We start from the raw sequence: 23,321 nt of genomic DNA on the forward strand, positions 1-23,321 counted from the left end.
CGACCCCGCCTCACCGTAGGAAAGAGCAACATACGATGCGCGTTCTCCTGACGTCGTTCTCCGTAGCGTCGCACTACCACAACCTGGTCCCCCTGGCCTGGGCGCTCGCCGCCGCCGGACACGAGGTGCGGGTGGCCAGCCAGCCCGCCCTGACCGAGGCCATCCTGCACTCCGGCATGGTCCCGGCACCGGTCGGCCAGGACCACGCCATCAGCGACCTCCGCGACCACATCGTCAACCGCACCGGCCAGGCCGACGTGCAGGCGCCGCGGATGCCCGACGACATGGAGGCCCCGCTCACCTGGGATGACGTGCTCGGGTTCGAGACGGTGGCCACCTCGCTGGTGCTGTCGCTCATCAACAACGACCCCACCATCGACGACCTGGTCGCCTTCACCCGCGAATGGCAGCCGGACCTGGTGATCTGGGAGCAGCTCTTCTACGCGGGGGGCATCGCGGCGCACGCCGCCGGGGTGCCGCACGCGCGCGTGCTCTGGTCGCTCGACTTCCACGAGAGCGCCCGTCGGCACTTCCTGCGGTTGCGCGCGCAGCAGCCGGCCGCGCACCACGAGGATCCCCTCGCCGAATGGCTCACCTGGACCCTGGACCGGTTCGACACGCCCTACGCCGACAACGTGTCCACCGGCCACCTGACGATCGACGCCACGATCCCCAGGAGCATGCGCCTTCCGGTCGAGCCGCACACGATCGGCATGCGCTACCTGCCCTACAACGGACCCGCCTCCGTGCCCGACTGGGTGAGCGAACCGGTCGACAAGCCGCGCGTCTGCCTCACCCTGGGGCTGACGGCCCGTGAGGGCCTCGGCGGCAACGCGGTCTCGGTCGCCGACCTCATGGAGGCCATGGCCGACCTCGACATCGAGCTCATCGCGACGCTCGACGACGACCAGGTCGCCGAGCTCGGCGGGGTGCCCGCCAACACCCGGGCCGTCCCCTTCGTGCCGCTGCACGCCCTGATGCCGACCTGCTCGGCCATCATCCACCACGGCGGCACCGGCGCCTTCGGCTCCGCCCTCATCAACGGGGTGCCGCAGCTCATGGTCGCCGACCAGTGGGACATGCCGGTCAAGGCGCGCGTCTTCGCGGAGACAGGGGCGGGCATCTTCATTCGCCCCGACGACCTCACCCCTGAAGGGGTGCGCGACGGCGTCATCGCCATGCTGAACGAGCCGTCCTACGCCCGCGAGGCGCAGCGGCTGCAGCGCGAGAAGCTGTCCGAGCCCACCCCGGCCGAGCTCGTCGCGGAACTGGAGCACCTCGCTCTGCGGCACCGGGACCCCGTTGTCGGGCCCATCGGTGGGTGAGCCGCGGCGCGAAAAACCGGGGAGCCCCGGCGGGGACCGTCTCCTCCGCCGGGGCTCCCCGGTGTCAGTGGCCGGGTCGGCACCGACCCGGGCCCGCGATCAGGACGACCGGTTCCCGGCGACCATCGCGATGATGCCGAGGATGACCCAGAGCACGGCGGCCGTGGAAAGGCCGGCGAAGAACGCGTCGAACAGGCCGCTGATCAACGCTCCGCTAGTGATGATGGCCATCGCGTATGTGACGACCGCGACGCCTCCGCCACCGAGCAGCGCCGGAGCGGACGCGAAGCGCCACGGGTAGGTGCCCGCGTAGCGGCGGGCACGGCGGTCGCCCTTGCTCCCCAGCAGCGCAACGGCGCCGCCGACCAGGGCGAAGAAGAAGATACCGGTGGTGAGCCCGGCCGAGAGGCTCGTATTCAGCAGGAACGAACCGACCCCGGTGACCGCTCCGGCGGCGACAGCCGTCCCCCAAGGCCAGATCATCGTCGCCGAGGCGACGGGAGTGAATGCGTTGCCGCGCTCCAGCGTCATGTCTGCTCCTTCAGCTCGCGAGCGGTGCTCGACTTCGGCCCATGGCCGGGTTGTGTCCTTCCAGCATGCCCCGCACCACCGGTCGGCACATCAGGGCACATCCCTGACTTACCCCTGACGCCGCGTCGTGCACCCTTCGCGTCCATTTGTTCGGTGCCGACCGGGGCACATCCCCGCGGCCATCCGAAACTTCAGTCTCTTCGTCACTGTCTCGTTCGCCTCGCTCAACGAGTGGGCGGGGAAGGAAGTGCCCGGGAGAGGCGGGCGAAGAGGCCGGGCGATACGTTCGGCTGGCATGAGTCGCTTTCGTGTGATCGATGCCTTCGCCGACCGGCCGTTCGCCGGCAACCCCGCCGCCGTGCTGGTGCTGGACGGTCCGTACGACGATGCCTGGGCCCAGCGGGTCGCCGCCGAGTTCAACCTCGCCGAGACCGCATTCGTCGTTCCCGCCGATGGTGACACCGCCGACTACGAGCTGCGCTGGTTCACCCCCGCCGTCGAGGTCGCGCTGTGCGGGCACGCGACGCTGGCCGCCGCCCACGCGCTCGTCGAGGACGCGGCGAGTGGGCCGATCCGGTTCGCGACGCGGTCGAGCGGCGTGCTGACCGTGACCCCGCGCGAGGGGCGGCTGTGGATGGACTTCCCGGCCAACGTGCCCACCGCCGAGAGTTTCGACGGGCTGCCCGAAGCGCTGGGCGCGGCGCCGGTGTGGACGGGAACCGCCGGAACCTGCGACATCCTGGTCGAGGTCGCGGACGAGCGGACCGTGCGCGGGCTCACGCCCGACCTGGCCGCGCTCGCCGGATTCGAGTGCCGGGGCGTCATCGTCACCGCACGCGCCGACGAGGGATCGCCGGACGCGTTCGTGTCGCGCTTCTTCGCGCCGCGGGTCGGAGTCCCCGAGGACCCGGTGACCGGCAGCGCGCACACGGTGCTGGCTCCGTACTGGGCCAAGCACCTGGGGCGGACCTCCTTCTCCGCCTTCCAGTGCTCGCGGCGCGGGGGACGGCTCTACCTGGAGACACCGACGGCCGCGCCGGACCGCGTCTTCATCGGGGGATCGGCCGTGACCGTCAGCGAAGGGGAGCTACGGGCGTAGTCCGGGTCACCGGCGAGTGCCGTGGGGGGATTCAGCGCACAGCACGGGTCGCCCCCGCGGCACCCGCCAGCCACTCGGGAGGAACCACCGCTACCGCACCGCGGTGGCCGCCCACCTCGGACGGCGCAGTGACGACCAGGGTGCCGGCGGCGTGTGCACCGTTCAGGGAGCGGCGTCGGCCGCCGTCATCGGCACCATCCCCGCGGCCCGCCGACAGGACCACCGCCACGCCGGGCACCGACGGCAGCGAGCCCGCTGCGGCGTCGACCACCAGCCGAACGCGGGGGAACCAGCGATGCAGCGGTGTCAGCGGCAGCGCCGCGGGCAGCACCGCGCCGTCGATTCCGGCCGTCGCGAGGTCGGCGAGCTCGTCGCGGAGCCGTCGCGCTGCCTCGCCGCCGTCGTATCCGCTCCCCGTCTCCGCTTCCTCCCCCTTGCGGTGACGGAGAACGGCCGGGCCGTCCACGACGAGTTCCAACCGCTGCGCGAGGGCGGCGCGCAGCTGCGGCCAGATGTCGCGGAAGGGGCCCAGCAGCCGCAACCGCTCCACCTCGTCGATCGCGACCCAGCGGATCGCCGTGCTCTCGGCGTTGCCCGGCGCGAAGTCCGCACGGTGCGCCGCGTGCGCCAGCACGGTGTCGTACCGCCAGACCTCGTGGTCCTGCCGGTGCACGCCGTTCAACGCCACCTCGCCCAGGTCCCCGGCGACCTCTTCGCCGAACTCGCGCAGCGCCGCCTGCACCGACGACTCGCCGCTGTCCAGGGCACCGCCCGGCATTCCCCACGTGCCGCCCATATGGCCCCACATGGCCCGGAGCTGCAGCAGCACGTGCCCACCGCTCCCGTTGCCGGTGTCCTCGGCGTGGAGCAACAGCCCCGAGGCACCGTAGCGACCCCAGCGCCGCGAACCGTCGGGCAGCCGCACCCAGCCGTCGCCGTCACCTGCGCTCATCCGACCTCCTGCCCCAGAGCGGCACACGCTCCGGCATCGATCCTCCCGGCATCGGGGGCGGCGCGGCCCACGAGCCCGGAGCCCCGCCGACGCCCCCGTCGTCCAGGGTGCCGGTTCGCGGCCGCGCTGACCACCCTCAGCACGACTCCACCCGGGTGGGACCCCGCGGCTAGGATGCCTCCGATGGTCAGGCTGGCGACGTCCGCTGCGAAGCTGCCCCTGTACACCCTCGACCTGGCGAGGCGGTACTGGGCTCCGTTGCTGTGCGTGTACACGGTCGGGACGTTCCTGCACGGCATGCTGCTGCGGGGCATGGTGTGGGCGTCCCGGTTCGACGCCGCCCTGGCCCTCCTCGGCCTGGGGCTGGCGGTCCTGGTGACGCTGGCGACCACCATCATCATGTTCCACCTGCTGCGGCCCGGCATGCCCACGGTGGACGCCGAACTCGTCGGGATGCGGCTGTCACGGCGCGCGACGTTCGGTGATCGGGAACGGCACGTCGTCGACGCGGTGACGATGGCCATCCTGCCGTTCCTGCTCTTCTACAGCGGGTGGGGGCTCCTCGCCGACGAGTACCGGCGGTACAGCGTCGCGCTGCTGAACGACCGCGGCTTGGACGCGTGGCTGGCGCAGGATTACGACCCGCTCGGTACGCCGCTCGTCATCGCGGTGGTCGCGCTGGTGCTCCGGACGGTGTGCGAGCAGCTCTACAAGCGTGGCGGCACCAAGGTGCTCGGGGTGCTCACGGCGCTGTTCGAGGGCATCTGGATGTTCGCGGCGGTCTTCTCCGTCGCGCAGCTGCTCGACGACGCCAAGGAGTGGCTGACCACTCGGGTCGTCTGGGTCGAGGTGCAGAACGTCGTGCTCGCCGCGCTGGACGGGCTGGGCGACATGACCTCGCTGCCGATCCAAGCGAGCGTGCTGGCGCTGCTGGCCGCGATCGGGACGGTGTGGGGGTATCTGAAGGACGGACTCTTCGAACCGCTGCTGTGGCTGACCATCGCCGCGGTGATCTTCCGCGCCGAGATCGACCGGCCCGAGTCGCTGTTCGACGAGGACCGTGAGGAGACGGCGGTCGGGCGGGCAATCGCGGGGACACCGCGGCTGATGCGTCGGGTCGGCAGGGTCGCCGGGCGCGATGTGCGGGAGAAGTACACGCCGTTCCTCAACGCGTTCCGCTTCGTCCTGCGCCTGAATCCGGTCTTCTACCTGTCGTTCTGCCTCTACTACGTGCTGCTGGAGGCGGCCTTCGGGTGGCTGCGGCGGGGGATCTACGTGCTGATCGGCCCGGCGGACTTCCTGGGCTGGTGGTGGCAGTGGCTGACGCCGATCGACTTCGTGGTGAGCGGCCTGCACGAGCTGCTGCGGGTGTGCCTGCTCGCGGCGACGTTCGAGGTGATGCTGCGCCGGGTGGGCGCGGACAGCGCGGGCCGGCGGGCACTGCGCTCCACGCGGCTGGGGTAGGTGGTCGGAGCTAATCGGACGCGTCGGCGCCGTCGCCCCTGGAGGCTGTCTCCTCTTTCTCGTTCACCTGACGGTCGGGATGGGGGAAGAGAACGGCGGCGGGCTTGGGAGCGTCGGCCTTCGTGCTGGTGGGAACGCGGACCTCGAAGCGGAGCGAGTCCACCGCGTCCTTCGGAACGAGGAAAGGCACCACCAGGCTCTGGTCGCTGCCCGCGGCGATCCGCTCGCGGTCGGGGTCGGTGCAGCCGCCGAAGGACGGAGTCATGACGTCCTCGGGCATCTCCCGGCCGGAGAACGACGGGGTGGGTTCCCAGGACCGGTCGCGGGCGTCGATCACGCGGAAGCGGCATGACGATTCGAGCAGCTCGGAGGCGGTGTCGTCGCTCGGGGTCACTCGGAAGACTGCGTCGACCAGCTCGGTGCCCTCGGGAGGCCCCGCGGTGGCTCCGGATTCACCGACGGCCATCCCTCGCAGCTCCCACTCGCTGCCCGCGAGGTCGGCGGTGGAACCCGAGACGAGGGCCGGGGAGGGCGGCATGGTGCCCTGATCGAGCATGGCCTGCCGCTCCAGCCACCAGGGGACGCCGACGGCCGGAGGAAGGAGCACGCACAGCGCCAGCACGTAGGGCAGGTGGACGCGTCGCCACCAGGGCATGACATGCCGGGCCCCGGCGCGGCGCCGGACAGCGCTCCGTGGTCCGGGGCGCGGGTCGGGCCGTCGCGGATCGGGGCGGTGCGGTCCGCGCGGGCCGTGCGCCGCTTGCGGCGGCATCGGCCGCGGAGGATACGGCGGATGTGGTGGACGCGGTCCGCCACCGCCCGTCGGCGCGCCCCCGGGCGGACCACCGCCCGGGGGCGGCGAACCGCGCTGGGGATGCCGGAACCGTCGGGGATCCTGGGGATGCATGGCCGACGTCCTCTACCGCGTCTCGATCGGTGGGATGGGCACGGAGTCCTCCGCCGCGTCGATCCTCGCGGCGAGTGCGTCACCGCTCAGGCCCAGGTGGATGTCGGCTTGGGCCTGGAGCCGCGATCCGGGGCCGCGGGCCACGCCGACCTGGAGTGTGGGGTCCACGAGCCGCTCCTCGGGGAGCTCGAAGACGAAGGCGCCGCGGGTCGGAATCCCGGGGCCGAGGGACGAGCCGATGCCGCCGTAGGCGTTGAACAGCCAGGTGCTGGCGGCATAGGTGGAGTCGCCGCCGGTGTCGAGTTCGGCGGTGACGGTGGTCAGTGTGTCGCGGGTGGAGGTCAGAGTCGCCCAGGCGACGACCCAGATCCCGTTGGCCTCGATGGGCGTTGTGTCGCCGTAGTCCTTGCTGTCGTAGACACTGCGGGCGAACTGGACCTTGTCCACCTCGATCGTGAACCGGTGCGCGTCCACGGTGGCGCCGATCTCGCCGGAGTAGGCGATCGGATCCGTCTGCTCATCGGAGGACGGGATCAGTGACTGGGCCCCGATGATCAGGCCGATGAGGACCAGGCTCGCGGCGGCCGTCAGCGCACGGCGCGCCGGTGTCGTGGGGATGTCGCGCACGCTGGTCACTCCGCGCCGAGTGCGAGGGTGACGCGGCCGACCGGCTTGTCGCCGGGGAACCAGCGCTCACTCTGGTCGGTGAATCCGGCGGAGAGCTGCGCGTCCAGGACGGTCAGGGTCACGCGGTCGACGCGGGCGACCTGGTCGGAGACATCGTCCGGGGGCTCCAGCAGCTTGTCCATGTCGAGGAGTTCGTCGATCGACTCGGACTCGTCATCGGAGTCGGAGTCACCGTCCGGACGGGCGAGTGGCCAGCTGAGCAGGGCCTTCTCGGGCATCTCCGGCTGGATCTTGCCGACGGTGCTGTCCGGGCGGCGCTCGAACGCGATGCTGCCGTACTCGGTCTCGAGCTTCGCGGGGGCCAGGTCAGGTTCCAGCGCTCCCAGCACGGCAGAGCTGTAGACGGGATCGGTGTGGTGGGAGACGAGGTCGGCGTGGATCCGCAGCTCGCTGCCGCCGGTATCGGTGTTGGTGACGATCTCTGCCGTGTGCGGAGTAATGGTGAAGAGGTCGTTGCGAACAGTGGTTCCAGCGGGAGACGTCGGGCCCGTCGCCTCGGCTGAATCGAGCCCGCCCTGCGCCCACAGGATGAGGATGAGGAGGGCGGCGACGATGACGCCCGTAGTGGCCAGGGCGGCGCGCAGCATGAGCACGCGGGGCGGGATGTGTCCCAGCCCGTTGCGGAGGTCGAGCCCATGGTGTGCCACGGGCAGAAGTGTAGGCGCAGGCGGATACGGGCGTTCTCTTGGTGCCTCCTGCGATATCCGGGGCTCAGCGAATATGTGTGCAGTGTGTTCGGGGGCGGACAAAGAGTGATGCCCAGTGTGTTTAGGGAGGCCTGGAGTTCGTTGGATGGACTGATTTATTTCCTGTTCTCTGTTGTCCCGGCGGCCGTAAGTGAACTGAAAGCGGCCCGCAAGGCGTCCGCCCTAGTGTGAAACATGTTCGGCGAGACCGGTTCCCCGCAGGAGGACGGCCTGCGGGTACCGGTCCGGCGTTCATCCAGGGGGGAAGTCCGTCGGTAGGGACCGAATCTTCCCGGTCACCAGTGAGAACAGAGGAAGTGACATGTTGGTCACCGAGCCAGGCCGTGTCGACATCGAATTTCAGGAGATCGTGGCGGGTCTACTGGGCGGGGATGCCGGAACGGCCGATCCGGGGGGATATCGGCTCGGGGCCCTGGTGACCGGGAAGATCGACCCCATGAGCGACGGCGTTCCTCGTGAGGAGGACATGGAGCCCTGGGGGGATGAGGAAGAGCTAGACGACCTCGGTGTCGACTGGCCGTAGGGTTCTGAGTCCTGACAAGATCATCTTCAGGACAGAGGAGCACATATGGCGCAGCTGATGGCTGCTGGGGGGATCAACGTAGAGGCGGAGTTCGCGGCGATCACCGCGCGACTCGAGATGCCGGTGATCGCGAAGGCGGCGCCGTTCAAGGAACCAATCGAGCACGAGATCGACCCGTTCCCGGCTCCGAATGAGCACGACGAGGAGTCGCCCCGTGAGAGGCGGGGAGAACCCGTGCGGAGGGAAGAGGAGGAGCCCGAGAAGGTCGGTTCCTGACGGCCTCCGGCAAAAGTCGGCGCCGTGCCCCGGTGCACGCGGGAGGGGGTGGCCCGTGGGGTACGGCGACGTTATATTCCGTCACCACAAATGGCCTTGCTACAGTGCCATTTGTGGAATTTGGTGTTCTCGGTCCGATTTCGGCCTGGTCGGAGGGTGAAGCGGTCCCCGTCGGTGGGCCGAGGCAGCGTTGTGTGCTGGGCGCCCTCCTCGTCGATGTCGGGAAAGAGGTGACCGTCGAACGTCTGATCGATTACCTCTGGGACGATGACCCGCCTCGCACCGCCCGTTCGGTTATTCAGGTGCAGATTTCCCACCTGCGTCGATCATTTCCCGACGTGATCCAGACGACTGCGGGTGGGTATCTGGCGAAGGTCGATCCCAGCAAGGTCGACCTCCACAGGTTCCGCGATCTCGTGGCGCGTGCCCAGTCAAGCGGAGATCCGGCAGAGGCGGTCGTCCTGTGGAACTCGGCACTGTCTTGCTGGCGTGGCCAGCCATTCTCCGGAACCGGATCTGACCACCTCTGGTACTCGGTGTGCCGACCGCTGATTGAAGAACGTTGGGCTGCGGTAACGGCGTGGGCCGAATGTGCCTTCTCTCTCCACCTCTACTCGGAGATCATCACGCGCTTGACACCTCTGGTGCGCGAAGACCCACTGCGGGAACGCCTGCACTACCTGCTGATCGCGGCACTGTACCGCAGCGGGCAGCGAGCGTCGGCACTCACGGAGTTCCACGAAACGCGGAAGCATCTGGCCGAGGAACTCGGTGTGGACCCGAGCCCGGACGTCATAGAGCTTCACGAGCGGATTTTGAAGGACGCGGATGCGGGGATCGTCAAACCCGCGATTTCTGTTGACGGTGGCGACCTTCGGCCGGATTCCGTCTCGTCGGACACCGGGTCGATCTCCGAGGAGCGCTCTCCGGAAATCGTGCCACGCAACGATCTGCCTCGTGATATCCCTGACTTCACCGGCCGGGACCATGCCCTGCAGGAATTGCTCGATATCGGACGGCAGGACACTGGCCGCTCCGATGTTTTCGTCATCACTGGCCCGGGAGGAGCTGGAAAGACGACGCTGGCCGTTCACTCGGCCCATCAACTCGTCGAGCATTATCCGGACGGCCAGCTATTCGTAGATCTTTACGGATACACCGTCGATCAGAAGCCGCTGGAGGCCGTCGCCGCGCTGGGAATCCTGCTGCGGGCTGTGGGGGTGGAACCCGACGCGATTCCGGATTCGGTGGACGAGCGCTCGGCGCTGTGGCGGGCGATGCTCGCTGGTAAGCGTGTCTTGGTCGTGCTGGACAACGCGTACAGCCTCGCCCAGGTCAGCCCGCTACTCTCAGCGGCTCCGGGATCTCTGACGCTGGTGACCTCGCGTCATGATCTCGCTATCGTGAGCGGGGCCCGTTATATTTCGCTCGGCATGCTGGACGAGGAGTCCTCGCTCCAGCTGTTCTCCGCGATGGTCGGGTCGGATCGGGTCAAGCAGGAATCTGAACAGGCGCAATCCGTCGCCCGTCTGTGCGGGGGTCTTCCGCTGGCCATTCGTATCGTCGGCGGACGCATGCTCAGCCGGCCGAGGTGGACGTTCGCCCATGTCGATCAGCGCCTGCGAGAACATCAACGCAGATTCCGTGAACTGCGGGTCGACGGGCAGAGCGTGGAAGCGGTCTTCGAGCTCTCGTACCAGAGCTTGAACGAGGTCCAGCAACGTACGTTTCTCTACATTGGCATGATGATCGGCAGCAGCCTCGACCTGCACGGGGCGACCGCTTTGCTGGAGTGCGAACCGCCCGAGGCGGACGACCTCCTCCAAGAACTGGTGAGCGTCTGTCTGCTGGAGGAGCCTGTCGTCGACGTCTATCGGTTCCACGACCTCATCGGGGCCTACGCCAGGCAGAAGGCGCTGGCGCTACTTCCAAAGGACGACGTCGAAGCGGCGCGCAGGCGGATGTCCGAACACTATCTGGACATGTCGCAGTGTGCGGCCGACTTCATGGGGCCGCGAGGGCACAATTACGAGCGGGTCGAGACGACGGTGTCTCGCTACAGGAAGGAGCTCGCCACCCGCGCCGAGGCGGTGGCGTGGTTCGATGTGCATCAGGAGAACTTGGTTCACGCCGTCGACTTCTTCGCCTCGAGCGGGGCCGGAGACGAGTCGTGGCAGCTCGCCGATGCCATATGGCGCTTCTACGCGTTTCAGGGGCGGACCGAACTCCTCATCAGCATCCAGGAGAAGGCGCTGGACATCAGCCGCGCTCAGGATAATGAGCGCGGGAGCGCGATCACCCTGATTGGCTTGGGGATCTCGCACTGCCTGGCCGGGCGGTTCGAGCTATCGATTCGATTGTTGACCGACGCCCTGGACATCGTGACCCGGATCGGCGACGAGCGGGGGGAGGTCCGGGCCTACGGCAATCTCTCTATGGCGTACGAGCGGATCGGACGCTTTCACGATGCGCTGTCGTGCATGTGGAAGGTCCTCGAGCACGCCGTGTCCGTGGCGGACCGCGAACTGGAAGTGATGCAGCGGACCAACATCGCGCTCATCTACCAGATGCTGGGGGACTATCCCAAGGCTGTTGAGTTCTGTGAGATCGCGCTGCGGATCCAGTCTGACGATCAGTCTGATGGCGGTTCCGACCTCTTGCGCATCCTGGGAGAGGTCAAGGTGGCCACGGGCGACCTCGACGAGGGATTCCGCCATTTGGAGCAGTCACTGAAGACGGCGCACCTCGTAGGATCGCAGGCGCAGGAGCTCTACGCGCGCAACGGGCTCGCAGTCGCCCTACGGGAGTCCGGTGACCTTGACGCCGCAATCGATGCCCACCACGCTGCCCTCGAGGTCGGTGAGGCGTCAGCACAGCACAGCGGAGACGCCGAGATCCTTAACGAGCTCGGCGTCACCTACGCACGAGCCTGCCGCTACGAGGAGTCCCGCGACTCCCACGTGCGGGCCCTCGACCTCGCCCGCGAACGCAAGGAGCGCTACGCCGAAGGTCGCGCCCTGCTCGGACTCGGGACGCTGCCGCCGGACACCATCGACCGCGAACTGGCCATCGATCACCTCACCACCGCCGCAAGGATCTTCGCCGACCTCGGCGTCCCCGAGGCCGACACCGCTCAGGCCGAACTCCACCACCTCCGCGGCGACGCCTGACCCACTTTCCCTCACCATCGCGGTCACGAGCACCCTTCAGAGTCCGCTAGACTGTTCAACGTTGCTTCGGGGTGTAGCGCAGCTTGGCAGCGCGCTTCGTTCGGGACGAAGAGGTCGTGGGTTCAAATCCCGCCACCCCGACAGAGCGACCAAGGACGTTGTTCTTGGTCAGAGGGGCGATTCTCGGAACCGAAAAGGGTCCGGGGGTTGCCCCTTCTTCATGTCCGGGCGTCACGCGTACGTCAATGGTTCGCGGTGTGCGCCGAGAGAGCGCGCCGCCGGGCACTGCCGGGCCATGGCCGCCTGTAGCGCGTACGACGGTCTCTGGGCAGCGGGCGGATACCCGCACCTTGATGAGAACACCCGCCCCTCCTGGGGTCGTGCGTGCGTTTGGCGAGCTGCGCCCAGCGCTCGCGCCGGGCAACGCCAATGGTTCGGCATGCTCGAAGAAGACCGTGGGTTCGAATCCCGCCACCCCGCCCAAACAGAACGCCGGTCGTCGCGGACCGGCGTTTTGCTTTGGTTGCCGAACGGGGCAAAGGCGGCTGGTGCGCTCCGTCGGTCGGGTTTCTTCGGGAGACGAGGGACGAGGGCATCCATCCCGTCGGTTTCCGTGCGGGTACCGGGAGGGAGCCCTCGTTCCGGTGGACGGATTCGGTCGTGGATCCGCTGCCGCGGCCGACCGGTGGCTGTCGGCGTCGTGGCTGGGGTGGTGACCTGTTCAGTCGCGTGTCGTGTTCGATTCGTGGTCCGCGGCTCCGCTCGTGCCGATCGTGGGGGCCCCGCGGCCATGCGGGGAGTAGGACAGGACCCCCGTGAGCACGACCCTGAGGAGTTCGCGGAGGTCGTTGTGGAGTGGCACGTACGGCTCCGGGTTCTGTGACCAGCGGTAGAGCAGGCCGAGGTAAGCGTCGCGAAGCACGTTGCCGACCCGCGTGGGGTCGACGTCGATGGCGACTTCACCACGCTCGCGTCCGGCCTCGATGATGCCGGCGAAGATCTTGCCCGCCTGCTGGTCTTCGACGAGCGGGCGGCCTGCCTTGACCCAGGCTTGGAGCATGGCCGAGGTGACGTCGCGCTCCGTCTCGTTGAACTCCGCGAGTGCGGCCATGCACCGCTCCAAGTGGACGGTCACGTCATCGTTCTCGGAACGCATCGATTTCTCCATACGGAGCGCCAGCTGCTGTGTGCGGGCGTCGGCCCAGGCGGTGATCAGATCTTCTTTGCGCTGGAAATAGTTGAAAAATGTGCCACGCGCTACATCCGCGCGCTCGGCGATCTGATCGATGGTGGTCCGGTCGTAGCCCTGCTCCGCGAAGAGGGACAGGGCTGAAGCGTAGAGGCGGTCCTTGACCCTCTGCTTGTTTCGTTCTCGGCGCCCGAGGGGGCGGGCTGGGTCGGCGGCCATGGACTCCTCTTCCTCGCGTATCGGCTGGTGGTTCCCCCCGGTTACTCAATACTTATACTACAGTGCATCTTTGGCTTTGGGTGTTGGGTGTGGCGGATCGGCTCAGGTCGGTCCCTTCCCGCCCGCCACATGCCACCTGTCGTACAAGCCCCACGTCACCTGCGCTGATCGGCGAGGGATCGGGTGATGTCCCGCACAGGCTCACCGCCCAGCAGGCGCTGGGAGCTCACCGCGATCCCGAGGGATCGGTGGAGGCACACCCTGAGCTCCGTGGCCAGGAGCGAGTCCAGACCAAGAGCACGCAGTGGCTGGCCCTGGTCGATGCGGGACACCGAGACACCGAGGACAGTGGCGACCTGCTTCAGGACGTCATCCGGCGTGCGAGCCATGGGCGGGGAAGCCGGAGCGGGGCTCGGGGAGGCCATCGCCTGCCGGGGCGCCGGGACGGTAGGGACGGGGGTGTCTCGCGTCGACGTCTCGGACATCGGCCACATGGTGGTGGCCGGCGCGGCGGGAGCCGGAACGCTTGTGGCCAGCGCCGTACCGGCCGCTCCTGCCATTCGGCGCATCCTGACATCGCGGAACTCCGCCAGCTGCTTCCCGTTCGCGGTCATCAGTGCGACATCGCAGTGCGCGTACTCCGGTGCGGCCGCCACGCCGTTTTCCGGAGTGAAGCGGGCCATGGCCCAGTGACATTGGTCCATGTCGGCCTCTTCGGCGATACGGACATGGCCGAACGAGACGGGTACGTACGCGGAGGCCGCTGCGGCGTCACCCGGAGAGTGCGGCCACGCCGCGAGCATGACCAGCAGTCCCGCCTCCAGCGCCGCCGCCCGCGCGCCGCCGAAGGGGGCCATGCGCGCGACGGCCTGCCCATCCGTCCGCCACAACTGGGCGACGGTGCGCAGAGCGTGGTCGATGGTGAATCCGCCTGCCTCGGTTCGACGGTAGAACTCCGCCGCGGGTACGTACTCCGTGCACCGTGTCAGGTAGGAGTCCAGCAGCCGCAGGCCGTGCCGGGCCTCTTTCTCCGCCGGTTCCGCGTCGGGTCGCGCGCCTCCGCCTGTGTCGGCCATGCGGACCCTTCCAGCCAGGCACGGCTGGCCCTCATGCGCCCCGTTGGCGGCCGGACGCGCGGTGACGGCGAAGAGGAACACCCCCGGCCGAGTCGTGGGCGTGAGCGTGACCCGAACGGCGGCATCGCGGCTCCGCGCCAGGTCCAGAGGGTGATCGCCGAATTCCACGTCTTCCACGACGCACGGTCCGTTGCCCACGAGCTCGCTCGCCGTATGGAGAACGGCCGCGACGTAGACCACCGGGGGCACGATCGTTCCGCCTCGCGCGTGCACCCCGGCGCCGAAGTCGTCCAGGCCCAGTTCACGGAGGCCGATCTCGCGTACCAGCTCGGGTGGCACGGCAGCGGCCCGGGCGGGTTCCCGCCTGAACTGCTGTGTGTCCCAGGCGTACAGCGGAAGTCGCACCCGCGGCACGGGGCCGGAGAACCAGCGGCCCCAGTCGACTCGGCCGCCGAGGGTGAACACCCGGCCCAGCGTCCGCGTGATGTTCTCGTACTCGTCCTGCCGGCGTTTCAGGGTCGCCACCGCGGAGGCCGGAGCCCCCTGCCCGTCCAGGGTCTCCGTCAGGGACTGGACCAGCACAGGGTGCGGACTGACCTCGACGAAGACCGTCTCCTCCTTAGCGATCGCCTGGACTGCCCCGACGAAGCGCACGCGCTCTCGGAGGTTGTCCATCCAGTACGCGGCATCCAACTCGGTCCCCTGGAGCGGCGCACACCGGGCGGAGGAGAACATCTGGATCTCCGACGGTACGGGCACGAGGTCGCGCAGATCCGCGAGCAATGACTCGCGCAGCGCCTCCACGCCTGGGGAGTGCGAGGCCACGTTCACCTTGACGAAGCGGCACCAGACCCCCGCGTCCTCGAACCCTTCGGCCAGGTGCCGCAGCGCTTCGGGGTCGCCGGCGAGGACGGTGAGACGCGGTGCGTTCTCGGCGGCGACGCCCACGACGTCACCATAGGGAGCGGCGGACCGGTCCGCCTCGTCCGCACTGAGCTCGACGGCGAGCATCGCCCCGTGTCCCGCGAGCCCCTGCATCAGTCTGCTCCGCCTGCAGATGACCGCGGCCGCGTCGCGCAGCGACAGTCCTCCGGACACGCAGGCGGCCGCGGCCTCTCCCATGCTGTGCCCCAGGCACAGATCCGGTTCGATGCCCCTGTCCCGCAGCAGGGTGGCCAGCGACACCTCCATGGCCCACAGCAGCGGCTGCACCACCGCTACGTCGGAGGGGAACTCCTCGCCGTCGGCCGTCAGCAGCTCGATGACCGACCACCCCAGCTCTTCCTTGATGGCGGCGTCGCATTCGGCCATGACCCGGCCGAACACCGCGTCGGTGGCGAGCAGGTGCCGCCCCATGCCGATCCACTGCGAACCCTGTCCAGGAAAGACGAAGGCGATCCTGCGGTCCGCGCCGAACGGCGCGCGGCCGATGCCGCCGTCCGGGACCTCCTCGTCGGCGGCCAAGGCGCGCAGCGTGGCGGCGAGTTCGTCGTGCGTCCTCCCCACCGCCCAGAGGCGGTACGGATGCGCCTCGCGCTGCCGGGCGGCGGCATGGCAGATGTCCCCGAGCGCCACGTCGCGTCCCGTGCCCCCGGGTTCGAGGAACGCGGCGTAGCGTTCGGCCAGTCGGCGCAGGGATCCGGAGGTCCGCGCGCTGAGAACGAGCAGAGAGGGCCGGGTGCCGTCATCGGGCTGCCGGGACGGCGCCTCGGAGACGGCGTCGGGCGCGTACTCGCCGACGATCACATGGGCGTTGGTTCCCGAAAGGCCGAAGGAACTGACGCCCAGGACGGCGGTCGGCCCCGCGGGCTCCACGGGGGTGTTGTGCGCGACGCCGTCGATGGGAACCGTGTCGTCGGCGAGGAGAGGGTGGGGATTGCTCAGGTGCAGCGACGCCGGAATGACGCCGTGCTGGGCGATCAGTACCGCCTTGATCAGCCCGGCGATCCCCGCCGCGGCCTCGGCGTGGCCGATGTTGGTCTTGACGGAGCCGACCCGCAGCGGGCGGGAGGAGGATGCGTCGGCCCGCACCGCCTCGGCGAGGGCGCGCAGTTCGACGTCGTCGCCGACCTGGGTACCGGTGCCGTGCGCTTCGACGTAGTCCAGCTGCGAAGGCGTGACGCCGACGCTCTGGCACGCCGCGCGGACCATCTCGACCTGCCCGGATACCGCCGGTTGCAGCAGCAGCCCACTGCCCTTGCCGTCGTTGGTCACCGCGCTGCCGCGGAGCACGGCCAGGACGGGGTCACCGTCACGCACCGCGTCGGACAGGCGCTTGAGAACGACGGCGCCGACCCCCTCGCTGCGGACGAAGCCGTTGGCGTAGCTGTCGGCGAACTTGCAGCGGCCGTCCGGTGAGAGCATCTCCCCCTGCGAGTAGGCGATCGCGTCGGATGGCGAGAGTATGGCGTTGACGCCCCCGGCGATGGCGAGGTCGCTCTCGCCGGTCAGCAGACTCTGCCGGGCCATGTGCACCGCCACCAGTGACGAGGAGCAGGCGGTGTCCACCATGAGGCTCGGTCCGCGCAGGTCGAGCGCGAACGAGACGCGTCCCGCGGTCACCGCTCTGAGGCGGCTTCCCACCATGCCGTGCACGTCGTGGATCCCGGCGGGGTCGGCGACGTCCGCGTAGTCGGAGGTCGCCTGCCCCACGAAGACGCCCGTGCGGCTGCCTGCCAGAGACGACGGGACGATCCCGGCGTCTTCCAGCGCTTCCCAGACGACGTGCAGCAGGATCCGCTGCTGCGGGTCCATGGTCTGCGCTTCACGCGCGGAGATACCGAAGAAGCCGGCGTCGAATCCGTACAGGTCGTCGATGAATCCCCCGTGCTGGGAGACGGTCTTGCCAGGTTCGCCCGGGGAGGAGGTGTGGTGCGACCGTACGTCGAAACGGTCTTCCGGGACGAGCGTGACGGCGTCGATGTTGTTCTCCAGCAGGTCCCAGAACTCGCTGACTCCGTTCGCGCGAGGAAACCTGCATCCCATGCCGACTACGGCGATCTCGGACATGTCGCTGTGCTTCACGAACCCCTCATGTGCCTAGTTCGGGATTCAAAAGTAAACCGAAGGACAACTTTGGTGTCCAGTAGCCCTGTGCGTGGATAGGGTCAACGGGATGTCACGGTTCATCGTTATCCCAGGTCAGTGGGTATCTTCTTGGGAAGGGTGCTGGAGTTGGGGTGATGGATTCAGCGACTATTTTTGAACGATGGATGTTCTGGAGCGTATTAATGTACTGTTGTCCATAATTTGATGAGCGCGAGTGTGCCTGGACGCGATGCTGGCTCGTTAGTGTCCGTCCGCTGGCGAGAGAGGAGGACGGATGATCGCTCGAGTGCTCGGCCCTCTGCGTGTGACGGTGGGCGATGTATCAGTGGTCCCGACACCGCTGAAGGCCAAGAAGCTCTTGGCTCTGCTCGTCCTGAACCGTGACCGGGTGGTGCAGCGCGCGACCATCGAGCGCGAGCTGTGGGGGCTGGACGTGCCTATGAGCGCGTCTACCGGGATCCAGAACTGTGTGATGCAGATCCGCAAGTGCCTAGGCCTGGCACAGGACCAGGCCCCCGCGGTGCCTCTCCCGAAGAAGGTGCTGATCACCGAGCCCACGGGGTATCGGCTGGCCGTACCGGGGGATCATTTCGATGTGTCGCGCCACCGCGGGCTCGTCGCCGCGGCGGGCCGGGCGGAGGCCGAGGGCGACCTGGCGGAGGCCTCAGCCCAGCTGAACAACGCCTTGAGCCTGTGGCGGGACGCGCCACTGGCCGACGTCCCGGCCGGCCCGGTACTGCAGTCGCACGTTCGGCGGCTTCAGGAGGAACGCAAGTCGATTCTGGTTCAGCGCGTCGCGCTGGATCTCCGGCTGCGCAGGTACACCGAAGTTATTGGTGAGCTGCACGCGCTGGCGGCGCTCAACCCGTACGACGAGGTGCTGTACGAGTACCTGATCCTAGCCCTCTGCCTCTCCGGACGGCGCAACGACGCGCTCTCCGTCTACCAGGAGTTGCGTGCCGCGATGATCGACGAACTCGGACTGGAGCCCTCGCCGCGGCTCCGGACCCTGCAACAGCAGATCCTGAGCTGCGACGCCGACTTCGACGACGCCCTGGAGCAGCGGGTCTCAGGCAGGACGGAGCTGGTCCGGGCCTGACCGGACCGATCGAGAGCCGGTCGGGAGGTGTGGGTGCGCCCCTACCCGACCGCGAAGTGCGATCGTGCGACCGCGAGGGAGGCGGAAAGCTCGTCGACGAGGACGCCGTGCCCGAAGGGGGCGAAGGGGAAGAAGTGTCCGCCATCGACGAGCCGCTCCCGGAAGGCGCCGGACGTGAAGGTGGCCCACAGCGGCAGTACGTCCGGGGGGATGAGCGGGTCATCCGTTCCGGCCAGCGCGGTCAGCGGCACGCCGAGGCGCAGATGGTCGACCGCCCCCAGCGCCTCCGCGGTGAGTGACAGGTCGTGGGCCAGAGTCTGCTGGGCGCGACTGAGACCGGGAGCCTGCAGTGCGTCGCCGGGCAGCTTGTGCAGGGCGAAGATCTCGGCCATCCCCTCGGGAGACGACACCCGCCGCGGATCCGGGTAGCCCCGCGTGCCCGGCATCGAGCAGCTGGCCACCACGCCGTCACACGCGCTGACGTGCGCGGTGGCGAGAGCCAGGAGCGCCCCCATGCTGTGCCCGTAGAAGACGGTGGGGCGGGGAGGGAACGCGTGCAGTTCCGCGCGGATGGCCGCCACCGCGGCGGCCATCGTGGTGCGCGGCGACTCTCCCGCGCGCCTATCCCTCCCGGGCAGGGTCACACCGACCGACTCCACGTCCTCCGGCAGGTCGGACACGATCCTCAGGTAGCGGGAGGCACCCGAGCCCGCATGCGGGAAGACGATGAGGCGGCTGTCGGGTCGCGGCGCGGGGCGCAGCACTTCGGTCCAGTGGTTCGGGCGCGACGTCATGAGGAGGGCACTCCGGGGCTCTCGGGCTCGCGTTGACGGATCGACGGTGAGCGGCACGGGGGCACGGTGCCGGGTCGGTGGTGGTCAGGTGCCCCGGCACCGCCAGGAGCCCGCGGACCGGCCGGGCGACCGGCGAGAGTCGCTCCATGGGGCGGGGGCGGGGGCCGGTGCGGGCGCCGGGGCGGCGGAGCCCCTGAGGACCGCGGTCAGGACGACGGTCAGCGCGGCCAGCTCGGCCGTATCCGGGTTGCCCCGGACCACCACGAGGGACGTGTCCGCCGTCATGTCGGAGGGTTCCCGTGCTTGCGCGACGGCAGATCCGCGTGCTTCGCGCGCAGCATCGCCAGCGAGCGGATCAGCACGGAGCGGGTGTCCGCGGGGTCGATGACATCGTCGACCAGTCCCCGCTCCGCGGCGTAGTAGGGGTGCATCAGCTCGGCCTTGTACTCCTTGACCATCAGCTCGCGCATGGCGTCGGGGTCGTCAGCGGCGGCGATCTGCCTGCGGAAGATGACGTTGGCCGCACCCTCGGCCCCCATGACCGCGATCTCGTTGCCGGGCCACGCGAAGGCGAGGTCAGCGCCGACCGAGCGCGAGTCCATGACGATGTACGCTCCGCCGTACGCCTTGCGCAGCACCACCGAGATGCGGGGCACCGTGGCGTCGCAGTAGGCGTAAAGGAGTTTGGCGCCATGGCGGATGATGCCGCCGTGTTCCTGGTCGACGCCGGGGAGGAAGCCCGGGACGTCGAGAAGGGTCACGAGGGGGATGCTGAAGGCGTCGCACATCTGCACGAAACGGGCGGCCTTCTCCGAGGAGTGGATGTCGAGGACCCCCGCCATGCTCGCGGGCTGGTTCGCGACGATGCCCACGACACCGCCGTCCAGGCGGGCGAGCGTGCAGACCACGTTGGGCGCCCACCGCTCGTGGACTTCCAGGTACTCGTGCTCATCGACGATTTCCTCGATGACCCGGCGCACGTCGTACGCCTGGTTGCCCCTGACCGGGACCAGGTCCGACAGCTCCTCGCACCGCCGATCCGCGGGATCCTCGGCGGGCTCGTGCGGGGGCAGTTCGCGGTTGTTCGCCGGGAGCAGGGACAGCAGGTACCGCACCTCCTCCAAGCAGGTCGCCTCGTCGTCGTAGGCGAAGTGGGCCACACCGGACGTCTCGGCGTGCACGTCCGCGCCGCCCAGGCCGTTCTGGGTCATCTCCTCTCCGGTCACGGCGCGCACCACATCAGGGCCGGTGATGAACATCTGCGACGTGTCGCGGACCATGAAGACGAAGTCCGTTAGCGCCGGGGAGTAGGCCGCGCCACCGGCACACGGGCCGAGCATCACGGAGATCTGCGGAATGACGCCCGAGGCCCTGGTATTGCGCTGGAAGATGCCGCCGTATCCGGCCAGCGCCGAGACCCCCTCCTGGATACGCGCTCCAGCGCCGTCGTTGAGCGAGACCAGCGGTGCCCCGGCCGCGATCGCCAGGTCCATGACCTTGTGGATCTTCTCGGCATGGGACTCGCCGAGTGCCCCGCCGAAGATCCGGAAGTCATGGGCGTACACGAAGACCTGGCGGCCGTGGACCGTGCCCCACCCCGTGACGACACCGTCGGTGTGCGGACGGCGCGCCTCCAGTCCGAATCCGGTCGCCCGGTGGCGGCGCAGCGGCTCGATCTCGGTGAAGGAGCCCTCGTCCAGCAGCAGGTCCAAGCGCTCGCGCACGGTCAGCTTGCCCTTGGCGCGCTGCCGCTCGGCCGCCGCCGGATCGCCTTCGTACACCGAGCGCTTCAGCGCGTGCAGTTCCCGCGCCCGATCCCGTAGGCAGGACTCCTCGACCGTCCCGCGGGGCGCGTCGAGCGCCGCGCCGTTCACTTCCGCCATCGGTGGCACTCTCCCGTTCTCCTTTCGTAGCGGTACGCCTGGGCCGACATCAGTGCCCCATGCCCAGCCCGCCGCTGACCGGAAGTACCGCGCCGGTGATGTAACTGGCGTCCTCACTGGCCAGGAAGCGGATCGCGGCCACCACCTCGTCGACCGTCCCCGGGCGGCCCAGCGGGGTCATCCGCATGACGTCGTCCATGCGCCGCTCCGAGAGAGCGGCGGTCATGTCGGTGGAGATGATTCCGGGCGCCACGACGTTCACGGTGATGCCGCGGTCTCCCAGTTCCCACGCCAGGGAGCGGGCCAGCCCCATCAACCCGGCCTTGGACGCCGCGTAGTTGGTCTGGCCCGGCGCTCCGAGGAAGCCGAGCGCCGACGAGAGCAGGACCACGCGTCCCCGCCGGGCCGGAAGCATACTCCGCACCGCTGTGCGGACCGCGTTGAACGCCCCGGTCAGGTTGGTCGCCAGGACGTCGCCGAACTGCTGGTCGCTCATCCGGAGGAGCGGGGTGTCCTGGGTGATCCCGGCGTTGGCCACGAGCACCTCCACCGCCCCGTGTTCGGCTTCCGCCTCCCGCACGGCACGTTCGACCTCCGCGGGCTCGGCGACGTCGGCCTTGACGCCGAGCAGCCCTTCGGGCGGATTGCCGGACCGGTGGCACACCGCCACCTTGTCCCCGTCCGCGGCGAAGGCCCGGGCCACGGCCAGACCGATTCCGCGGCTGCCTCCAGTCACGAAGACCGAGCGGTTCATCGACTCCTCCTTTCACGGGCCCGGGCCACCGGGGCGCCGTGCGCGTTTCCCGGTCCGGGGGGACCGGGGGTGGGATCCCGGCTCCTACGCCGGGGTGAATACGAGAGCGGCGTTGTGGCCGCCGAACCCTAGAGACGTACTGACGGCCACGTTCACCTGGACCGTGCGCGCCTCCTCGGCGACGACGTCCAGGCCGAGCGCGGGGTCGAGGTTCTTCAGGTTCGCCGTCGGCGGCACGACGCCGTGCTGCGCCGCCAGCACCGTGTAGGCCGCCTCGATGGCGCCCGCCGCCGCCAGCGAGTGCCCGGTGACGCCCTTGGTCGAGGTGACAGCGGGCCCTCGGCCCAACACACGGCTGAGCATCCGCCCCTCGATGAGGTCGTTCATCGGAGTCGCGGTGCCGTGCGCGTTGACATGGTCGACGTCGTCCGGTTCCACCCCGGCGTCCGCCAGGGCGGCACGCAGTGCCCGCTCGATGCCCTGTCCGTCCGGGTCAGGGGCGGTGGCGTGGTGGGCATCGGAGGAGGCTCCGTAGCCGCTGACGGTCGCGCGGATCGCCGCACCCCTGGCCCGGGCATCGGCCGTTCGTTCCAGGACCAACACCCCGGCCGCCTCAGCGGCGACGAATCCGTTCCGCTCAGCGTCGAAGGGCTTACTGGCATGCTCGGGCGCGTCCCGCGACTTGGACAGGGCCCCCATCTTGCACAGCCCCGCCATCACCGTCGGGGTGAGCGCGGACTCGGTCGCACCCGCCAGGACGATGTCGCAGACCCCGTCCCGCAGCAGGTCCCGCGCCGTGCCGACGGCCGTCGCGCCCGACGCGCACGCGGTGGCGGTGACCAGGCTGGGCCCCAGGGCCCCGCAGTCCATCGCCACGTATCCGGCGGCCATGTTCGGCATGTACTTGGTCACCAACAGGGGGGAGACCTTCGCCGGGCCGCTGTCGCGGAGTGCGCCGTGCTGCTCTTCGAACGTCGCCGCTCCGCCCAGCGAGTTGCCGAGCACTACCCCCACCCGGGTGCCGTCCCACGACGTCGGATCCCACCCGGCGTCCTCGACCGCCATACGGGAGGCGACGAGGGCCAGTTGCACGAACCGCTCCAGTTGCCAGGAGGCGAATCCCCCCAGCAGCTCAGCCGCGTCGAACCCCGGCACCCTGCAGGAGAAGTCGACCGACAGGTCGCCGAGCGCACCGTCCGGCGTCGCGCAGGACCGCCCGGACAGCACCCGCTCCCAGTTCTCCTCGACGCCGATCCCGGCGGGGGTGACCAGTCCGAGGCCGGTGACGGCGATGTCGCCGCTGCTCACCGCCATCAGGCCGCCGCTCCCTTGGACACCAGGAGCTCGACGAGGTCGTCGATGGTGTGCTCCTCGGTGAGCTCACCGTCGCCGATCACCACCCCGAACTCCTTGTCGAGAACCAGACCCAGTTCGATCAGCATGAGGGAGTCGAACGACAGCGCGCCGAGTTCCACGTCGGCCCCGATAGTGTCCGCCTTGACCTTGAACTGATCCGAGAGGACGGTCGAGACTCGCTTGGTGATTTCCTGCATATTTGTCACTCCTGGTGAATTGAGATGGGTGAAGGGAATCGTGGATTCGAAAATTCCATGCGGGT

At 69.1% G+C, this 23,321-nt stretch carries 20 protein-coding genes and 1 tRNA gene; 8 read left to right on the plus strand and 13 right to left on the minus strand.

Annotation, left to right across the window (positions count from 1 at the left end):
- Positions 1-35: 35 nt before the first annotated feature.
- Positions 36-1,325: an activator-dependent family glycosyltransferase gene (locus tag CDO52_RS02835; RefSeq protein WP_017621658.1), complete on the plus strand. Its 1,290-nt coding sequence runs from the start codon at positions 36-38 to the stop codon at positions 1,323-1,325.
- 99 nt (positions 1,326-1,424) lie between these two features.
- Here CDO52_RS02835 and CDO52_RS02840 read toward each other — a convergent pair whose 3' ends face one another.
- Positions 1,425-1,856 carry a hypothetical protein gene (locus tag CDO52_RS02840; protein WP_017621657.1) on the minus strand — a complete coding sequence of 144 codons (432 nt, stop codon included), beginning with the start codon at positions 1,854-1,856 and terminating at the stop codon, positions 1,425-1,427.
- A gap of 295 nt (positions 1,857-2,151) precedes the next feature.
- On the opposite strand from CDO52_RS02840, the gene CDO52_RS02845 reads away from it, so the two are divergent.
- Positions 2,152-2,955 (plus strand): PhzF family phenazine biosynthesis protein, encoded by an 804-nt coding sequence (locus CDO52_RS02845; RefSeq protein WP_026126389.1) that lies wholly within the window; start codon positions 2,152-2,154, stop codon positions 2,953-2,955.
- A 31-nt stretch (positions 2,956-2,986) separates the two neighbouring features.
- On the opposite strand, the gene CDO52_RS02850 is transcribed toward CDO52_RS02845, so the two are convergent.
- On the minus strand, positions 2,987-3,907 hold the full coding sequence (locus tag CDO52_RS02850) for an NUDIX hydrolase (RefSeq protein WP_094932188.1): 921 nt from the start codon (positions 3,905-3,907) through the stop codon (positions 2,987-2,989).
- 183 nt (positions 3,908-4,090) lie between these two features.
- On the opposite strand from CDO52_RS02850, the gene CDO52_RS02855 reads away from it, so the two are divergent.
- Positions 4,091-5,371, plus strand: coding sequence for a hypothetical protein (locus CDO52_RS02855; protein ID WP_017621654.1), 1,281 nt, complete (start codon positions 4,091-4,093; stop codon positions 5,369-5,371).
- 10 nt (positions 5,372-5,381) lie between these two features.
- Here CDO52_RS02855 and CDO52_RS02860 read toward each other — a convergent pair whose 3' ends face one another.
- The 3 genes from CDO52_RS02860 to CDO52_RS02870 all read right to left on the minus strand — a co-directional run bounded on the left by CDO52_RS02860 (position 5,382) and on the right by CDO52_RS02870 (position 7,612).
- The gene (locus CDO52_RS02860) at positions 5,382-6,026 is read right to left on the minus strand and encodes a hypothetical protein (RefSeq protein WP_017621653.1); all 645 of its coding nucleotides are present in this window, start codon (positions 6,024-6,026) and stop codon (positions 5,382-5,384) included.
- Positions 6,027-6,290: 264 nt separating this feature from the next.
- Positions 6,291-6,905, minus strand: coding sequence for a hypothetical protein (locus CDO52_RS02865; protein WP_017621652.1), 615 nt, complete (start codon positions 6,903-6,905; stop codon positions 6,291-6,293).
- A 5-nt stretch (positions 6,906-6,910) separates the two neighbouring features.
- The gene (locus tag CDO52_RS02870) at positions 6,911-7,612 is read right to left on the minus strand and encodes a hypothetical protein (protein ID WP_017621651.1); all 702 of its coding nucleotides are present in this window, start codon (positions 7,610-7,612) and stop codon (positions 6,911-6,913) included.
- Between the two features lie 361 nt (positions 7,613-7,973).
- On the opposite strand from CDO52_RS02870, the gene CDO52_RS02875 reads away from it, so the two are divergent.
- The 4 genes from CDO52_RS02875 (at position 7,974) to CDO52_RS02890 (ending at position 11,782) form a co-directional block, all read left to right on the plus strand.
- Entirely contained in the window at positions 7,974-8,195 is a 222-nt protein-coding gene (locus CDO52_RS02875; protein WP_017621650.1) for a hypothetical protein, read from the plus strand.
- A 45-nt stretch (positions 8,196-8,240) separates the two neighbouring features.
- Entirely contained in the window at positions 8,241-8,471 is a 231-nt protein-coding gene (locus tag CDO52_RS02880; protein WP_017621649.1) for a hypothetical protein, read from the plus strand.
- A 113-nt stretch (positions 8,472-8,584) separates the two neighbouring features.
- Positions 8,585-11,641: an AfsR/SARP family transcriptional regulator gene (locus CDO52_RS02885; RefSeq protein WP_232524369.1), complete on the plus strand. Its 3,057-nt coding sequence runs from the start codon at positions 8,585-8,587 to the stop codon at positions 11,639-11,641.
- A 67-nt stretch (positions 11,642-11,708) separates the two neighbouring features.
- Positions 11,709-11,782 (plus strand) — tRNA-Pro (locus CDO52_RS02890).
- Positions 11,783-12,362: 580 nt separating this feature from the next.
- Here CDO52_RS02890 and CDO52_RS02895 read toward each other — a convergent pair.
- Both CDO52_RS02895 and CDO52_RS02900 read right to left on the minus strand, forming a co-directional pair.
- Positions 12,363-13,049, minus strand: coding sequence for a TetR/AcrR family transcriptional regulator (locus tag CDO52_RS02895; RefSeq protein ID WP_017621647.1), 687 nt, complete (start codon positions 13,047-13,049; stop codon positions 12,363-12,365).
- A 155-nt stretch (positions 13,050-13,204) separates the two neighbouring features.
- Positions 13,205-17,149: a type I polyketide synthase gene (locus CDO52_RS02900; RefSeq protein WP_094932189.1), complete on the minus strand. Its 3,945-nt coding sequence runs from the start codon at positions 17,147-17,149 to the stop codon at positions 13,205-13,207.
- A gap of 298 nt (positions 17,150-17,447) precedes the next feature.
- Between CDO52_RS02900 and CDO52_RS02905 the strand changes: the two genes are divergently transcribed.
- Positions 17,448-18,272, plus strand: coding sequence for an AfsR/SARP family transcriptional regulator (locus CDO52_RS02905; protein WP_017621644.1), 825 nt, complete (start codon positions 17,448-17,450; stop codon positions 18,270-18,272).
- Positions 18,273-18,313: 41 nt separating this feature from the next.
- On the opposite strand, the gene CDO52_RS02910 is transcribed toward CDO52_RS02905, so the two are convergent.
- From CDO52_RS02910 to CDO52_RS02935, 6 genes are all read right to left on the minus strand, one after another.
- The gene (locus tag CDO52_RS02910; protein WP_017621643.1) at positions 18,314-19,066 is read right to left on the minus strand and encodes a thioesterase II family protein; all 753 of its coding nucleotides are present in this window, start codon (positions 19,064-19,066) and stop codon (positions 18,314-18,316) included.
- Positions 19,067-19,150: 84 nt separating this feature from the next.
- Positions 19,151-19,351, minus strand: a complete 201-nt coding sequence (locus tag CDO52_RS02915; RefSeq protein ID WP_017621642.1) for an acyl-CoA carboxylase subunit epsilon — start codon at positions 19,349-19,351, stop codon at positions 19,151-19,153.
- On the minus strand, positions 19,348-20,949 hold the full coding sequence (locus tag CDO52_RS02920) for an acyl-CoA carboxylase subunit beta (protein WP_017621641.1): 1,602 nt from the start codon (positions 20,947-20,949) through the stop codon (positions 19,348-19,350). The genes CDO52_RS02915 and CDO52_RS02920 overlap by 4 nt, the downstream gene beginning before the upstream one ends.
- A 49-nt stretch (positions 20,950-20,998) precedes the next feature.
- Complete coding sequence (gene fabG / locus CDO52_RS02925; protein ID WP_017621640.1) at positions 20,999-21,703, minus strand: 3-oxoacyl-ACP reductase FabG; 705 nt, start codon at positions 21,701-21,703, stop codon at positions 20,999-21,001.
- Between the two features lie 84 nt (positions 21,704-21,787).
- Positions 21,788-23,017 carry a beta-ketoacyl-[acyl-carrier-protein] synthase family protein gene (locus CDO52_RS02930; protein WP_017621639.1) on the minus strand — a complete coding sequence of 410 codons (1,230 nt, stop codon included), beginning with the start codon at positions 23,015-23,017 and terminating at the stop codon, positions 21,788-21,790.
- Positions 23,017-23,256 (minus strand): acyl carrier protein, encoded by a 240-nt coding sequence (locus CDO52_RS02935; RefSeq protein WP_017621638.1) that lies wholly within the window; start codon positions 23,254-23,256, stop codon positions 23,017-23,019. The genes CDO52_RS02930 and CDO52_RS02935 overlap by 1 nt, the downstream gene beginning before the upstream one ends.
- Positions 23,257-23,321 lie beyond the last annotated feature (65 nt).

Source organism: Nocardiopsis gilva YIM 90087 (genome assembly GCF_002263495.1).
Taxonomy (GTDB): domain Bacteria; phylum Actinomycetota; class Actinomycetes; order Streptosporangiales; family Streptosporangiaceae; genus Nocardiopsis_C; species Nocardiopsis_C gilva.